The following is a 16,180-nucleotide window of genomic DNA, read 5'->3' as shown; positions in this document are numbered from 1 at the left end:
TCAGCACTCCGACAGCAGGACATCGAGATCGGCGGTCGAACGACGGCCGATCTCCGCGCCGTGCTCGGCGAGGAAGTCGTCCGCGGCCGTGCGTCCCTCGGCGCGCAGCATCGAGACGAACTCCCGCTCTGCGTTGAGCTTCGAGGAGGCCCCGAACTTCGCCAGCATGTCGCTCTTGATCCGGTGTGTGCGCATCTTCGCCCAGCGCGCGCCCTCGCCGCTGCCCGGATCGGCCGCCTGGCGCAGCAGCGCGATCATGCGCAGTTCCTTCATCAGCGGCGAGTTGAACGAGATTTCGTTGAGCCGGTTGAGGATTTCCGCAGCCGTCCGCGGTTCCTCCAGCCGCTCGGTCGGATTGATCTGGACGAGAATGGTGTCGTGCGCGTCGCTCTCCCGAACCAGCGGCGTGATCGTCGGGTTGCCGGCAAAGCCGCCGTCCCAATAGGGCTCGCCGTCGATCTCGATCGCGCGGAACATGGTCGGCAGGCAGGCCGATGCCAGCAGCACATCCGCCGTGATCTCCGCGTTGCGGAAGATACGGCCGCGCCCGGTGCGCACCCGGGTCGCGGTGATGAACAGCTGGATCGGCGAGCGCGCGAGGCGTTCGAAATCGATACTCTCGGCCAGCACCGCGCGCAGCGGATTGTAACCGGTCGGATTGAGGTCGTAGGGCGACAGCACACGCGACATCAAATCGGTGAGGATGTAGAAGGGCGACGTATCGAGGGTCCAGCGCCCCATCATGCGGTCGAGCGGAGAGCGTTGTAGCGGGCTGAAGGCCGCGGCCTTCGAGACACGGCGCCAGTATCGGTCGAGCGCCTCTCGCGCGCCCTCGGCGCCGCCGGCTGTCCAGCCGTCCGCCAGAACCGCCGCATTCATCGCGCCTGCGGAGGTTCCGGAGATTGCGGCGATCTCCAGCCATTTCTCTTCCAGGAGACGGTCGAGCACGCCCCAGGAGAAGGCGCCGTGCGAACCGCCGCCCTGAAGCGCGAGATCAATCAGTACGGCGTCCCGTTCCATGGCGGACACTCACGCAACTGAAGCTCAAATTCGACGCGATTTTTGACCGGGCCGAATTCGACGACAGTGTGGGAGCAGTTGCTACAAGTTGCAACCGGAACGTGGGGTGGTCCAGAGCTATTTCCGTTCCGATGCGATCGGAACGGAAATAGCTCTAAAGCGCGATGCGACTAGGATGAATCGTCATCGCGCTTTAGGTTGTTGTTTAGGCATGATCTTTTCGGAAAACCGCTGCGCACTTTTCCGGATCATGCCTTAGATTCTGGTTGACGCGTTTTCTTTATGTCCACTTCGCTCGAAAACGCTTTAGTGCTCGAACACCAGCCGCGCGCCGACGGTGCCGTCTAGGGCGCGGATCTGCCGGAGCAGCTCGCCGGAGTCCTGACCGCCAAGATCGGCGTCGAGCACGACGTAGCCGAGGTCGCCGGCGGTCTCCAGATATTGCGCGGCAATGTTGATGTCACGCTGGAGGAAGACCTCGTTCAGCCGCCGCAGCATGCCCGGCACGTTGCGATGGACATGGCTGAAGCGCGCGCCGGAGGGGCGAAGATGCAGTTGCACTTCGGGGAAATTCACCGCGCCCATGGTCGAGCCGGTGATGAAATAGTCGACCAGCTTGCGCGCGACCTCGCCGCCGATCCGCTCCTGCGCCTCTTCGGTCGAGCCGCCGATATGCGGCGTGAGAATGACGTTCTCGAGGCCCTGCACCGGGCTCTTGAAGCGTTCCGCGTTCGACGAAGGCTCGACCGGAAACACATCGATCGCAGCGCCGGCGAGGTGACCGTCGCGCAGCGCGCCGGCAAGCGCATCGAGATCGACCACGGTGCCGCGGCTGTTGTTGATCAGGAACGAGCCTGATTTCATCGTCCGCAGCTCCTTCTCGCCGATCATGCCCGCGGTCTCCGGCGTCTCCGGCACGTGCAGGCTGACGATGTCGCTCTGCGCTAGCAGCTCTTCGAGCCTCTCGACCGGCTCGGTGTTGCCGTGGCGGAGCTTGTCGGTGCGGTCGAAATAGATCACACGCATGCCCATGGCTTCGGCCAGGGTCGAAAGCTGCGAGCCGATATTGCCGTAACCGACGATGCCGAGCGTGCGGCCGCGCACCTCGCGGCTGCCGGTCGCCGACTTGTCCCAGCCCCCCGCATGGGCAGACACCGAGCGCGGAAAGATCCGCCGCAGCAGCATCACGATCTCGCCGATCACGAGCTCGGCGACGCTGCGCGTATTGGAGAACGGCGCGTTGAAGACGGGAATGCCGCGCTTGCGCGCGGCCGAAAGATCGACCTGGTTGGTACCGACGCTGAAGCAGCCGACCGTGAGAAGCTGGTCGGTCGCCCCGAGCACCTCATCGGTGATCTGGGTGCGCGAGCGGATGCCGAGCAGTGACACGCCCTTGAGCGCACGGCGCAGATCCTCGCCGTCAAGCGCCTTGGTCAGCCGCTCGACATTGGTGAAACCCGCGCTCCTGAACAGGTCGACGGCACTGTCATTGACGCCTTCGAGCAGCAGCGCCTTGGCGCTTCGCTCAGGGCCTTGGCCTGGGGCTGACATGGAATCTCCGTAGGTCACAGCTTTGCCGCAGCTCATAGACCGCGGGCGATGCGCAGCACAATAGGGCTTGCATACGGGGAGAAGATGGCGAGCCGATGGGTGGACTTGGCATCCCACCAGCTCCGTCAAATCACGTAGAACCCGTGCGTGCCGTCGCGGCGGAGCTGCTCGACGAGGCCGTATTCCCAATCGAGATAGGCCTGCATCGCAGCTTCGGCCACATCGGTGCCTTCATAGGGTCGGCGATAGCGGTGTGCCGGATCTGGCTTCGGCAAGAATTGCGGCAGGCCGACCTCAAGTGCACCATCATAGCCGCCTTCGAGCACATAGACTTCCCAGCCCATCTGCGCCAGCCAGGACGCCGTCATGTCGGCACGGACGCTCCTGTCGTCGGTCAGGAGGATGCGCGCACCGCGCACGGGCGCGGCCATGTCGGTTTCCTGGACGAGCTGGCCGCCGGGATAATGGCGGAAACCGGGAAGGTGGCCGGCCGCGTATTCCTCGGCATCGCGCACGTCGAAGCGATAGAGCGTACGATGGGTCTGCGCGGCAAGCGCCGACATCTCGTTCGCTCCGATATGGCGAACCCCGGCGCGATAGGCGACGTCGCGCGCATTGGCCGGACCACCCTCGAACGGCCCAATCGCGCCACGCCTGTCAGCGCCGTGATCGAGCGCCTGGCGCGCCAGCGTCCAGCCGATCGTGCCGTTGCGCAGCGCCCGCACCTCGTTGGGCACGCCGGCATTGATCAGCGACTGGGTGCCGATGATTGAGCGAGTGCGGCCGGCGCAGTTGATGATGATCGTCGTCTCGGGATCGGGCGCGGCCTGCCCCGCGCGCAGCACCAGCTCCGCTCCGGGCACGCTGACCGAGCCCGGAATGTTCATGGTCGCATATTCGTCGAAACGGCGGACGTCGAGGATGGCGATGTTGGCCTTGTCGGCGATGAGTTTTGCGACCTCGTCGGCGCTGAACGAGGGCGTGTGGCGGCGCGACTCGACCAGTTCGCCGAACGCCTTGGAGTAGGAATTGACGTCCTCGAACACCTCCAAGCCCGCCGCGCGCCAGGCCTTCAGCCCGCCGTCGAGTGCGCTGATATTGGTGTAGCCGAGCGCGGCGAGGCGTTCGGCTCCGCCCGCGACCAGTCCCTCCCCGTCGTCGTAAAGCACGATGGCCACGCCCTTGCGCGGCAGCCTCACCTCGGCCTCGATCGCGATCCGGTCGGCGGCCATGTTGGCGGCGAACAGCGGATGACCGGTGGCGAAGGCGGCCTCGTATCTGAGATCGAGCAGCGCGATTTCCTCGCGCAGCAGAAGCGCACGGCGGACATCGGCGGGAGTGACGGCGGGAAGCTTCATGGCGTGAACCTTGAGAAGGACAGGCCATTGGCTTTTGACCGATTAGACGGGCGTTGGCTAGCCTTGTCGAATCACTCGCCAGGGACGAGCCGCCCGAGCGGCTTCTGTGCCGGGTGTCGCAGCTTGCGGCGTGACAGATAGAGCAGGATGCCGGTGACCGCGAACAACGGCATCAAGGCCGCGGCAATCATGAACGCGAGCTTGCCCGGCCATCCCAGGATCGCGCCGCGATGGATGTCGTAGATGGCCGCGACGATCTTCTCGCCGAATGTCTTGTCGGTATAGCGCTCCGCGGAGACCAGCCGGCCGGTCACGGCATCGATGCGGAATTCATCGCGCGTGGCCTCGAGCGTCATGTCCTTTGCCCACGACCGGATCCGCAGCACCGTGCCCGGGCCGGCCGGCAGCGTCAGCAGAGCCCTGGAGAAGCGGTCCCCCTCTTCGCGCTGGAACGTCGTCCATGCCCGATCGAATCCGATCGGCTGCGCGGTCTCGGAACGATCGGCTGCGCGCGGCGACTTTGGTGGCATCCTGGGCTGCATCTTCGCAGCCGCGAGTTGCGGACGCGACAACAGCCAGGTGACTCCATCCCTGTACCACTCGAAGGAGAACCACAGCCCGGTGAGAGTTATCACAAGGTAGACCGGGAGCACCCAGGTGCCGATCACAGCATGCAGCGACCGGTGCAGCCCGCGACCGCCGAGCCCGAGATTCGGCTTCAGCCACATCTTCACACTGCCCGCCCGACGCGGCCAGCGCAGCACGAGGCCCGAGACCAGCATGACGATCAGGCCGAACGCGACCGTGCCGGTGATCGGGCGCCCCCAGCCCCTGGCGTCGCCGGGGATCAGCAGCCAGCGGTGCAGCCTGCGCACGGTCGCGAACAACGCTTCGCCACGCGGCGAACCCAGCACGCGCGCATCGTAGGGATCGACATAGAGCGAGGCCGGCCGGCCGCCGCCTTCGTCGCGCGCGAAACGGACATGGGCGGCCGCCGTCGGATCGCTCGACAGCGTGATGGCCGAGACCTTGTCGACGTCCTGCGCGACCTTCAGCCGGGCGATCAGGTCATCAGGCATCAGCATCGGCGCTCGATGCGGCGCGACCTGCATGATGCCGGCGTTGAGATGATCGACGATCTCGTCCTCGAAACTCATGATCGCGCCGGTCAGCGCGATCATGGCAAGCGGCAGCGCGAGGATCAGGCCCGCGATGGAATGGACCTGGAACAGGACCGCCTTGATCGTGTGTCCGGTCCGCGCTGCCATGGCTAGAACTTCACCGTCGCCGACAAGGATATGCGCCGGGCGTCGCCGATGGCGACGTTGAGATTGTTAACGGCGGACGTGTAGTAGACGGTGTCGAACAGGTTCTTGACGTTGAGCTGATAGATCACCGGCAGCGACTGGTGCTTCGTCTCATAGGTCGCGAAGATGTCAGCGACGACATAGGACGGCAGCACGAACGTGTTCAACGCATCGCCGGGCCGGTCGCCGACATAGCGGGCGCCGCCGCCGAGCCTGAGCTGGCCGGGAAGCGCTGTGCCAAAATCGTAGACCAGATAGAGCGAAGCCGTGTTCATCGCAACGTTCTGCAACTGCTTGCCGGCATATGTCGGATCCTCCGTCACACGCGCATCGGTGTAACCATAGCTTCCGATCATGCTCCAATTGTCGGAGAGCCGGCCGGTGACGTCAATCTCAAGGCCGCGCGAGCGGGCCTTGCCGGCCGCAGTGTAGACGTTGAGACCGGTTGCGGTATTGAGCTGGCTGACCAGCACGTTCTGCTTTTCGATGTCGTAAACCGCGACCGTGCCGGAGAGGCGCTTGTCGAGGTCGAACTTGAGCCCGGTCTCGTACTGCGTGCCCTCCTCGGGCGCGATGTTCGACCCGAGCACGGCGCCGCCGCCATTGCTCAGCGGAGCAATGGTCGAGTTCGGCTTCAGCGACTGGGTGTAGCTCGCATAGAGCGAAAGCTGGTCGGTGAGCTTGAAGATCGCGCCGCCGAGCGGAAGGATCGCATCCGCCGAGACATCGGTGTTGGCTTTGAACGGCTTGCCGCGTCCGGCGAGCTGATCGTAGTCCATGTAACGCACCCCGCCGACCAGCGCGAAACGCTCCGTCAGGTGCAGCGTGTCCTGGAAGAACAATGACCACTGGCCCAGCTTGTCGGTCTGGGCGCTGTCGCTGTTCGAAACCGTCGTGCCCGGTCCGATCAGACCGTAGACGGGGTTGTAGACATTGAAGGACGGGGCCGCCTGCCGGATCAGGTTGTCGCGATAGATCGTGCGATACTGGCCGTCGCCGCCGAACAGCACCTCGTTGCGCATGTTGCCGAGCCAGAACCCGCCCGAGATGTAGGACGTCCCATAGCTCGAATTGCTCAGCGAACCCTGCGTGCCGTCATTGCTGCGCGTCTCGACGCCGGTCTTCACGTTGACGCCGGTGATGCGGAGCTGGTTCGCGCTGAAGGTCTCGGTGTTGTAGCTGTAGCCGGCAAAGAGCTTCCAGTCCTGGTTGATGCGATGCTCGACCGAGGCCTGGATCAGGTCGGACGTCCCCCACATGTTGTTGTAGGGCTCGTCGAGCCGGCGAGTCTTCGGGATCGCCAGCGGCGCGCCGTTGATGAACGCCGTGCCGCGGTCGAACGGAGTGATGAACTCGCGGTGCTCGTAGTTGAGCTGGACCGTGGTGTCCTGGCCGTACCAAGCGAGCGACGGCGCAACCAGCATCTCGCGATGGCGGCCGAAATTGCGCCAATAATCCTCGCTGACGCCATAGCCGATGAAGCGATAGGCAAGACCCTGGTCGCCGATCGGGCCCGTGACGTCGAGCAGGCCGTCGGCGCCGCTGCGATTGTTCGCGTAGGTCGAGCCGAGCAACGTGACCGAACCGTGCTGATACAGCTCGGGCCGCTTGCTGATGGTGTTGACGATGCCGCCGGGGTCCATGATGCCGTAGAGCAGCGAGGCCGGCCCCTTCAGCACCTCGACGCTTTCCACGGCGGGATTGAGGCTGCGGCCCTGCACCAGCGGCATGCCATTGCGCATGATCGAGCCGTCGCGATTGTCGCCAAAGCCGCGGCGGATCACGGCGTCCTGGGTGCCGGCGAGCGTGTTGGTCTGGGTGATGCCTGAGACGTTGGCGAGCGCATCATCGATGTTGCGCGGCAGCTGGTCCTTCAGCACCTGCTCGGGCACGACGTTGACGGCCTGCGCGGTGTCGAGCGGCGAGGCCCCGCTGCGCAGCGTGGTCCCGCTCGGCATCGCGCGGTAGCCGAGCTTTGCGGCTTGCTGTGCGGCGGCTTCCGCGGCCGCTCGCTCCGAGAGCGTCGGCGCGGCGGGTGCGGTAGTGCGAATACGCTGGCGCACGGCGGCTTGCGTGCGGCGTGAAGACTGGTCCGATGCCCGCGCCGGCCTCAGTCGCTGCGCCGGTGCCTCCACCGTCACCGGCGGCAACGCCGATTGCGCCTGCGCGATCGTCGTGTTGGAGGGACATTCGGCGAGCAGCACGGCCGCTCCGATGAGAAGACCGGCACGGCTCTTGCCGGCACGATGACGATGGCCGCTGGTGCAGCGGCCATCCGGATAAGCACGCACGTTCGATTCACTTCCAGGTCAGACGCAGCTTGAAGCTGGCGCGTCTAACAGGCGCGGAGCGCGAGCGGAACACTAAGCGGGCTTGAATCGCTCTAGTATTGAATGGTTCTAAGAATGGATCAGCGCTGAACGGCAATCTCCAATGGCCGTCATGCCAAGCGCGGCACGCAGCACGCGAATTCACGGCGGCGCGTCGCGATCTTGCGCGAACTCACGCGATGGCGGGCGCCATCAACGCGTCGAGCTTCCGCTTGAGCGCTGCGCCGTCGGACAACGCGCGGAGCGGGGAGCGCACGCGCAGCCAGCCTGCATCGCCCGTCTGCGCCGCGAGGATAGCCTTCAACGTCGCGACCAGCGACGGCGTCTTCACCACGAGATCTGCCGCTGCCTGCATCGGCGCCTCGACATCCTTGCCGTCAACCATGCCCTTGACCAGCTCCGGCACGATGTTGGCCATGCCGCAGATGGTGCCGGCGCCGCCCGCGGCGATCGCGCGGGCGATGTCGGGCTCGTTGCCGACTGTGATGGCGAGCTCGGGCGCGGCCGCGCGGAATGCCTGGAACTGCTTGAAGTCGCCGCTGGAGTCTTTCAAGCCGGCGACCTGCTTGCCGTAGCGCTTGCGCAAGTTCGCGGCGACCGTTGTCGGGATCGGGACGCCCGACACCTGCGGGATGTGATAGAGCGAGGCGCGCAGCCGATCGTCGGCGACACCGTCGATGATCGCGGCAAAGGCATCCTCGATGCCTTCGGGCGTGACGCTGCGGTCGAAATAGGGCGGCAGCAGCAGCACGTGGCGCAGGCCGAGGCCGAGCACGGCGCGCGTCAATGCGATGCTGTCGGTGATGGCGGGGAAGCCGCCGCCGATTCCGATGCGCTCCGGCGCCACGCCGGCCGTGAGCATGGCTTCGATGGTCGCGACGCGTTCGCCGACATTGTATGAGGTGCCCTCGCCGGTGGTGCCGAACAGCACGACGCCGTCGACTCCCTTGCTGAAGAGGTGCTTGGCATGGCTGGCGAGCCGGGTGTGGTCCACGCTGCCATCGGCCGCCAGCGGCGTCGCCGACGCCACCCAGAACCCGCGAATTGCCTCCGTCATCACACGCCCTTTGCTGCCGCCCCGAACTAAGCCGCTGATCTCCAAAGATCTTCCGCGCCCACCGGGATCCTGTTTTTGCTTTACTTTCGATCTTGTACCTTACATACAAGATCGACGCAAATCCCCGCGCCCTGAGCGCAGCGAAAAATATTGAGGAGGTCTCGCATGGACGTGGCGACCCCCACGGGGCGAGCCGACCAAGTGCTCGGCGCCCTGCGCGACAGGCTCGGCGCGGCCGCGGTGCTGACGGGCAGCGACGTGCCGGCCCGCAATTGCAACGACTGGAGCGCGAGCCTGCCGCAGACGCCGCTCGCGGTGATCCGGCCGCTCGATGCGCAGGGCGTTGCCGATGCGATTCTCGCCTGCCGGCAGGCGCGTCTTCCATTCGTGCCGCAGGGCGGACTGACCGGGCTGTGCCGCGGCGCTTCGCCCGAAGCCGGCTGGGTCGCGATCTCGCTGGAGCGCATGACCGGCATCGAGGAGATCGACCCTGCCTCCGCGACGATGACGGTGAAGGCGGGCACGCCGCTGGAGACGATCCAGAGGGCTGCGGACGAAGCCGGCTTCTTCTTTCCCCTCGATCTCGGCTCGCGCGGCTCCTGTGCGATCGGCGGCAATCTTTCCACCAACGCCGGCGGCAACCGCGTGATCCGCTACGGCATGACGCGCGAGCTGGTGCTCGGCCTCGAAGTGGTGCTGCCTGACGGCACCATCATCACCAGCCTCAACAAGCTGATGAAGAACAACGCCGGCTATGATCTGAAGCATCTGTTCATCGGCTCGGAAGGCACGCTCGGCATCATCACCCGCGTGGTGCTCAAGCTGTTTCCGAAGCCGCGCTCGACCATGGCCGCGCTCTGTGCGCTGAAGGACTATGCCGCGGTGGTCGCGCTGCTCGGCGCGGCGCGCAGCGGGCTCGGCCCGCTGCTGTCGGCCTTCGAGGTGATGTGGCCTGACTATTGGGACGTGATCACGACCCGCGCCGGGGTGAAGCCGCCGGTCGCAGCCGGCCACGGCCTCTACGTGCTGGTCGAGGCGCAGGGCACCGACGAGAGCGTGGACGCGCAGCGCTTCCAGGCCTGGCTCGAGGAGCTGATGGAGCGCGGGCTGCTCGCCGACGCCGCCGTCGCGCAATCGCTGGCGCAGACCCAGGCCTTCTGGCGCGTGCGCGACATCTGCGCCGAATTCGGCCAGGTGCTGGGGCCGCACATCTCCTACGACATCGGCCTTGCGGTGGCCCGGATGGACGAGTTCGTCGCGCGCTGCAAGGCCGCGCTGGCCTCCGGCATCAAGGGCTGCGAGAGCGTCTATTACGGCCATATCGGCGACGGCAATCTGCATCTCGTCTCCTGGGTCGCCGGCCTCTCGGTTGCGCAGCAACCGAAGGAGGCGATGGACGCGATCATCTACGGTCTCGTCCGCGACATGGGCGGCAGCGTCTCCGCCGAGCACGGCATCGGCACGCTGAAGAAGCAGTGGCTGGGTCATGCCAGGAGCGAGGCCGAGATCGCGCTGATGCGGACGCTGAAGGCGGCGCTCGATCCCGATCACCTGCTCAATCCGGGCAAGGTGATCTGAGGGCACCATGCGATCGCTCAGGCTCGATACGCCGAAATCGCTGGCGCAGCGGGTGATGCAGCGGCTGCGCCAGGCCATCATCGAGGGCGAGTTCGCGCTGGGCGCTGCCATTTCCGAGGAGATGGTGGCCAATTCCTTCGGCGTCAGCCGCACCCCGGTACGCGAGGCGATGGGCCAGTTGCAGGCGCAAGGCCTCGTGGTGATCCGGCCGCAGGTCGGCAGCTTCGTGTTCACACCGAGCGCCGAGGACATCAACGCGCTCTGCACCTTCCGCGTCGCGCTGGAGCCCAGGGCGGCCGAACTCGCCTTCCGCCACGATCGCGACGGTGCGATTGCAGCCATGAGCGCCGCGATCGCGGCGATGGAGCCCGCGGTCACGGCGAAGGACAACATCGCCTATGGCCGCGCCGATGCCGCCTTCCACGAGGCGCTGTTCACGCATTGCGGCAACCGCTACCTCGCCGAATCCTATCAGCTCGTCTCCGGCCGCGTCGCCGCGCTCCGCACCAATTTGACCTCGCCGATCGACGTGCGCACCCGCACGTCCTTCGACGAGCATCGCAAGCTGCTCGATTTGTTCGCACGCGGCGAGTTCGCGGCCTTCGAAGACCTGATGACGAGGCACATCACCAATTCCGGAACCGTCTACGCAAGCGCGCTGCAAGTGGATTGAGCGCGCCTATCGCTCTTCCTGCGATCCAGGCCTGTCCAGAAAATCCAGCGCAGTGTTGACCTGCTCGAGCTGGCGCTCAATTCTGTCGCGGTCCTCGACCGACGGCGCCGTCTCGAGCTGTTCCACGAGCTTCTGCTTCCGCAACAGCAAGTTCTCTATGACCGTACTCACAGCTCCCCCATCGCCAGAGGCGACGTCACGAACGCCGAAACGACGGAGACGCACGACCCGGGCCCGTGTCGACCCCTCAACCAGAATGTTCGCGGGCGCGGTTGGTTCCTATGGCCGATATCCGATCGGCGCCGTTGCGAGGAGGGAACCCCGACATCGGCGTTGGCAGCACATCGATCGGTTGAATTCGCCCGTCCGGAGTCCTATGCGTAGGCGCCATGGACACCCCAATGATCACCGCCGAAAAGCCGCTGATGGCCCGGGCGCAACCGCGCAAGCCGGCACCGTTCCTGCCCATGAGCCGCGCCGAGATGGATGCGCTCGGCTGGGACGCCTGCGACATCGTGCTGGTGACCGGGGACGCCTATGTCGACCATCCGAGCTTCGGCATGGCGATCATCGGCCGGCTGCTGGAGGCGCAGGGTTTCCGGGTCGGGATCATCGCGCAGCCGGACTGGCATTCGGCCGAGCCGTTCAAGGCGCTCGGCAAGCCAAAGGTGTTCTTCGGCGTCACCGGCGGCAACATGGACTCCATGGTGAACCGCTACACCGCCGACCGCCGCCTGCGCCACGACGATGCCTACACGGCCGGCGGCGAGGGCGGCAAGCGGCCGGACCGCTGCACCGTCGTCTATGCGCAGCGCTGCCGCGAGGCGTTCAAGGATGTGCCGATCGTGCTCGGCGGCATCGAGGCCTCGCTGCGCCGGATCGCGCATTACGACTACTGGTCCGACAAGGTGCGCCGCTCGGTGCTGGCCGACGCCAAGGCGGACCTGCTGCTCTACGGCAATGCCGAGCGCGCCGTGGTCGAGGTGGCGCAGCGCCTCGCCGCGGGCGAAGCGCCGCGCGCGCTCGACGACATCAGGGGCGTCGCGCTGTTCCGCAAGGTCCCCGCTGACTACACCGAGCTGCACGCCGACGATCTCGATTCCGCCGACGAAGGCGCGACGCGCCAGAAGGGCGCGACCGTGATCCGCCTGCCCGCGCTGGAGCAGGTCGAGCAGGACAGGGAAGCCTATGCCCGCGCCTCGCGCGTGCTGCATCGTGAGAGCAATCCCGGCAATGCGCGGCCGCTGGTGCAGCGCCATGGCGACCGCGACCTCTGGCTCAATCCGCCGCCGATCCCGCTGACCACCGAAGAGATGGACGCGGTCTACGACCTGCCTTATGCGCGCGCACCGCATCCGTCCTATGGCGAGGCGAGAATCCCCGCCTGGGACATGATAAAATTCTCGGTGACGATCATGCGCGGCTGTTTCGGCGGCTGCACCTTCTGCTCGATCACCGAGCATGAGGGACGCATCATCCAGAACCGCTCAGAGGGCTCGATCCTGCGCGAGATCGAGAAGATCCGCGACAAGACGCCGGGCTTCACCGGCGTGATCTCCGACATCGGCGGCCCCACCGCCAACATGTACCGGATGGCGTGCAAGGACCCGAAGGTCGAGGCGGCGTGCCGGCGGCCGTCCTGCGTCTTCCCCGAGATCTGCCCGAACCTCAACACTTCGCATGACGACCTGATCCGGCTCTATCGCAAGGTGCGCGAGACGAAAGGCATCAAGAAGGTGATGGTCGCCTCCGGCGTGCGCTACGACCTCGCGGTCGAGAGCCCCGAATACATCAAGGAGCTCGTCACCCATCACGTCGGCGGCTATCTCAAGATCGCGCCCGAGCATACCGAGCGCGGCCCGCTCGACAAGATGATGAAGCCGGGCATCGGCGCCTACGACAAGTTCAAGCGGATGTTCGATGAAGCCGCCGAGCGCGCCGGCAAGAAATATTATCTGATCCCGTATTTCATCGCGGCGCATCCGGGCACGACCGACGAGGACATGATGAACCTCGCGCTGTGGCTCAAGAAGAACCGCTATCGCGCCGACCAGGTGCAGACCTTCCTGCCCTCGCCGATGGCGACCGCGACGGCGATGTACCACACCGGCGTCAACCCCTTGCGCGGCGTGCGCCACGGCGGCAGCGACAAGGTCGAGGCGATCAAGGGCCTGCGCCAGCGCCGCCTGCACAAGGCGTTCCTGCGCTATCACGACCCCGACAATTGGCCCGTGCTGCGCGAGGCCTTGATCGAGATGGGCCGCCGCGACCTGATCGGCTCGCAGCCCCACCAGCTCGTGCCGGCGCACCAGCCCCCCGGCACCGGCAAGGCCGCCGGCACGCGGCGGCCGGTGCGGCCGGGCGGCAAGACGCAGCGCTTCACCACCAAGGGCCTGCGGGTGATGAAGTAGCCGGAAGCGATCCGGCTCAGCCTCGCCCTCAAGACAAGAATCTCGAAAACAACCCCATGCACAGTAGACGGGGCTAGCGAGATCAATGGCTTAAGGTGCGTGCAAACGGGTTGGTCGATCGAGCAGGGAAACGTTGCTTCGTCGGGCAAAACAGGAGCAGGATGGCATCATCGGGCGAATGGGATGGTGTCCTTTCCCACCGCTGCTCAGCACTGACGTTCCAGAGCCTCCCCACGTGACGCGCTGCCGCTTCGCGCGTGTCGCCGCGCCTGGCAGCGCGTCACGAGCAAGCCCCGTTGACCTCGACGCCATTATGTAACATATAAAGTTACATGAAGCGAAATTCCCGACTATCCGGCGTGCTGCACGTCCTGCTGCACATGGCGCAGCAGCCTGGGCCGTTCACGTCCGAGACGCTGGCGAAGGCCATGGACACCAACCCGGTGGTGATCCGGCGCGTCATGGCGGGGCTGCGCGAGCTTGGCTACGTGCGCTCCGAGAAGGGGCATGGCGGCGGCTGGCGGCTGGCGTGCGACCTGTCGAAGGTGACGCTGCGCGACGTCTATGCCGCGCTCGGCAGCCCGTCGCTGCTGGCCATGGGCAACCGGACCGAGTCGCCGGGCTGCCTCGTCGAGCAGGCGGTCAATGCGGCGCTCGACCAGGCCTTTCACGATGCCGAGGCGCTGCTGCTGTCGCGTCTCGGCGAGGTGACGCTGGCCATGCTGAGCGAGGACCTGCGCAAGCGGCTCGGGTCTCGAAGGATCCACGACATCAGCGCGCATCGCGCGTGAATGGCGCCATTCACGGAGGACAACATCATAACCGACATTCAAGCCGCATTCTCGGATCCGCAGTTCGTGGCGAGATACACGGAGGGGCCGCGGCGGTTCGTCCCGGGATATGACGCCATGCAGTCCATGGCGGCGATCCTGCTGGCCGAGCGCGTCCCCAGCGATGCGCGGGTGCTCGTCCTCGGCGCTGGCGGCGGCCTGGAGCTCAAGGCCTTTGCGCAAGCGCACCCCGCCTGGAGCTTCGACGGCGTCGACCCGTCCGCGGCGATGCTGGCGCTGGCCGGACAGACCCTGGGAGAGCTCGCACCTCGTGCACGCTTTCATGAAGGCTATATCGACGATGCGCCGGAGGGACCGTTCGACGGGGCCACCTGCCTGCTGACCCTGCACTTCGTCGATGTCGCGGAGCGGCGCCGCATCGCCTCGGAGGTTCGCCGCCGGCTCAAGCCGGGCGCACCGTTCGTGATCGCGCATCTGAGCGCGCCCGATGGCGATGAGGAGCGCCCGCGATGGCTGTCGCGGTACTCTGCTTTCCTTGCTGCGTCCGGCGTCGAGCCCGAGCAGGCCGCGGCCGCGCGGGACGCTGTCACCAATCATCTGGAGATCCTCGCGCCCGCGCAGGACGAGGCGATCCTGCGCGAGGCCGGCTTCTCCGACCCGACCCTGTTCTACACCGGCTTCGCCTTCCGCGGCTGGGTGGCCTATGCGTGAGGCATTCCCACGGCCGGGCATCATGCCGGAGCCGGATGCGCCACGGCGTGTGGACATGGTCCCCGCGAATTAGGCGGGTTTTGCCTTCAAGACCGGACACGGCAAGTTCGCCCCTGTGAATTGGCAAAGGGCCAGAGGCGGAAAGCCTTTTCGTCGGACGTCACTCGCTCGTCCGTCATCGCATCCAATTTGGCTGTGCAGCTCTCTGCGATCAGTTCTGCGCCCTCGTGGCCTCGTTCAACACACTGATGATGGCCTTGATCGTACCTTCCGCAGCTGCGGCATTGTATGCGAGATGGTAGCCATGGAATACGCGGTTCGGCTCGTGGTCTTCAAAGCCGTGGTGCGCCCCCTTCCACAGCACCGACTTCACGGGGACCGAACGTTTGCTCTCGGCCATCTGGCCGCAGAGGACGGGACTGGTGGCCTCGTCCTTCTCTGCCAGAAAGAGGTGAACCGGAGCGTAGAACTCGACGCTCTTCATCAAGTAACAGGACGGCTGCATCGCGAATCCGCCCGCGAACATGTGCTCGTGAAGGTCGCCGATCGCACGGTTCATGATGATCAAAGACGTGGTCGCGCCGTTGCTCCGGCCGAGGACGTAAACCTGTTTGGGATTGGCGATTTTTTGCTCGATGAGCCAGTCCAGAGCCGCGTATGCATCGTCGGCCCGGCGCCGCGCCCAGGTCAGTTGGCTAGGGTCGGCGCAGACGCCGTCAGGCCCCAAGCCCCGGCTGGCGAAGCTGTCAAGCAGCAGAACACCGTAGCCCGCTCCGACCAATCTGCCGCCGTAGTCGCGTCCCCATTTCTTCTCGACCCGGCCGAACCCGTCGCAGCCGTGCAGCATGATCACGAAGGGGATCAAACCCATGGCGTCTTTCGGGCGCATCATGTCGGCCTGCAGTTCGCCCTCGGCCTTCACCTTGCGCTTCTCCTCGACGGTGCCATCCATGAAGTTCTTCGACCGGCCGTCGATGTAGTCGTTGCCGGGAATCCAGGGAGAGGATTGCGCCGAGGCATGCCAAGGTATCTTGACCATCTCAGCATGTGCAGATGAGAACGAAAAAACAGCGGCCACCGAGAAAATAATATGCCTCATTGGAAATTGCGCCCTTGCTTCTCTGATTCGCATCAACACCATATCCGACTTATGGAGTGCTAAAGCGCGATACGATTAGGATGAATCGTCATCGCGCTTTAGGTTGTTGTTTAAGCATCATCTTTTCGGAAAACCGCTGCGCACTTTTCCGGATCATGCTTTAGGTTCGCTCGTTCGCGGCGCATGTGCGCATCGGGTCACAAGGTCAAAGCCAGCGCAGTCGCGCTTCTGCGATAGCAGACACTATGATGGGTTCGACCTGGTTCAGCTAAGGGCCAGTGGACTAAACCGCTC

Annotated in this window: 13 protein-coding genes; 5 read left to right on the top strand and 8 right to left on the bottom strand. The window is 65.5% G+C overall.

Annotated elements, in window-relative coordinates; translation table 11 throughout:
* The 6 genes from IC50_RS15960 to IC50_RS15935 all read right to left on the bottom strand — a co-directional run bounded on the left by IC50_RS15960 (position 1) and on the right by IC50_RS15935 (position 8,623).
* Positions 1–1,020 (bottom strand): patatin-like phospholipase family protein, encoded by a 1,020-nt coding sequence (locus tag IC50_RS15960; protein ID WP_035706361.1) that lies wholly within the window; start codon positions 1,018–1,020, stop codon positions 1–3.
* 306 nt (positions 1,021–1,326) lie between these two features.
* Positions 1,327–2,571 (bottom strand): phosphoglycerate dehydrogenase, encoded by a 1,245-nt coding sequence (gene serA, locus IC50_RS15955; RefSeq protein ID WP_035706358.1) that lies wholly within the window; start codon positions 2,569–2,571, stop codon positions 1,327–1,329.
* A 125-nt stretch (positions 2,572–2,696) separates the two neighbouring features.
* Positions 2,697–3,929, bottom strand: coding sequence for a rhodanese-like domain-containing protein (locus IC50_RS15950; RefSeq protein WP_035706355.1), 1,233 nt, complete (start codon positions 3,927–3,929; stop codon positions 2,697–2,699).
* A gap of 71 nt (positions 3,930–4,000) precedes the next feature.
* Positions 4,001–5,197 carry a PepSY-associated TM helix domain-containing protein gene (locus IC50_RS15945; RefSeq protein ID WP_035706353.1) on the bottom strand — a complete coding sequence of 399 codons (1,197 nt, stop codon included), beginning with the start codon at positions 5,195–5,197 and terminating at the stop codon, positions 4,001–4,003.
* Between the two features lie 2 nt (positions 5,198–5,199).
* Positions 5,200–7,527 carry a TonB-dependent siderophore receptor gene (locus IC50_RS15940; protein WP_035706350.1) on the bottom strand — a complete coding sequence of 776 codons (2,328 nt, stop codon included), beginning with the start codon at positions 7,525–7,527 and terminating at the stop codon, positions 5,200–5,202.
* Positions 7,528–7,738: 211 nt separating this feature from the next.
* A complete protein-coding gene (locus IC50_RS15935) occupies positions 7,739–8,623 on the bottom strand; it encodes a dihydrodipicolinate synthase family protein (protein WP_035706347.1) in 885 nt (294 codons plus the stop codon).
* Positions 8,624–8,788: 165 nt separating this feature from the next.
* Between IC50_RS15935 and IC50_RS15930 the strand changes: the two genes are divergently transcribed.
* Positions 8,789–10,201, top strand: coding sequence for an FAD-binding oxidoreductase (locus IC50_RS15930; protein ID WP_035706344.1), 1,413 nt, complete (start codon positions 8,789–8,791; stop codon positions 10,199–10,201).
* 7 nt (positions 10,202–10,208) lie between these two features.
* The gene (locus IC50_RS15925) at positions 10,209–10,874 is read left to right on the top strand and encodes a GntR family transcriptional regulator (RefSeq protein ID WP_035706341.1); all 666 of its coding nucleotides are present in this window, start codon (positions 10,209–10,211) and stop codon (positions 10,872–10,874) included.
* Between the two features lie 6 nt (positions 10,875–10,880).
* Here IC50_RS15925 and IC50_RS42790 read toward each other — a convergent pair whose 3' ends face one another.
* Positions 10,881–11,018 carry a hypothetical protein gene (locus tag IC50_RS42790; protein ID WP_210161541.1) on the bottom strand — a complete coding sequence of 46 codons (138 nt, stop codon included), beginning with the start codon at positions 11,016–11,018 and terminating at the stop codon, positions 10,881–10,883.
* 245 nt (positions 11,019–11,263) lie between these two features.
* On the opposite strand from IC50_RS42790, the gene IC50_RS15915 reads away from it, so the two are divergent.
* From IC50_RS15915 to IC50_RS15905, 3 genes are all read left to right on the top strand, one after another.
* The gene (locus IC50_RS15915) at positions 11,264–13,285 is read left to right on the top strand and encodes a YgiQ family radical SAM protein (RefSeq protein WP_035706335.1); all 2,022 of its coding nucleotides are present in this window, start codon (positions 11,264–11,266) and stop codon (positions 13,283–13,285) included.
* Between the two features lie 332 nt (positions 13,286–13,617).
* On the top strand, positions 13,618–14,076 hold the full coding sequence (locus IC50_RS15910) for an Rrf2 family transcriptional regulator (protein ID WP_035706332.1): 459 nt from the start codon (positions 13,618–13,620) through the stop codon (positions 14,074–14,076).
* On the top strand, positions 14,077–14,787 hold the full coding sequence (locus tag IC50_RS15905; RefSeq protein WP_085973769.1) for a class I SAM-dependent methyltransferase: 711 nt from the start codon (positions 14,077–14,079) through the stop codon (positions 14,785–14,787). It abuts the gene before it with no gap.
* 211 nt (positions 14,788–14,998) lie between these two features.
* Here the strand turns inward: IC50_RS15905 and IC50_RS15900 are convergent, their stop codons facing one another.
* On the bottom strand, positions 14,999–15,919 hold the full coding sequence (locus IC50_RS15900) for a dienelactone hydrolase family protein (RefSeq protein ID WP_244429597.1): 921 nt from the start codon (positions 15,917–15,919) through the stop codon (positions 14,999–15,001).
* Positions 15,920–16,180 lie beyond the last annotated feature (261 nt).

Origin of the sequence: Bradyrhizobium genomosp. I (2014) (genome assembly GCF_000261685.1) — a bacterium.
GTDB lineage: Bacteria > Pseudomonadota > Alphaproteobacteria > Rhizobiales > Xanthobacteraceae > Bradyrhizobium.
Note: the sequence above shows the minus strand (reverse complement) of the source record. Positions and strands in the feature narration are given on the sequence as shown.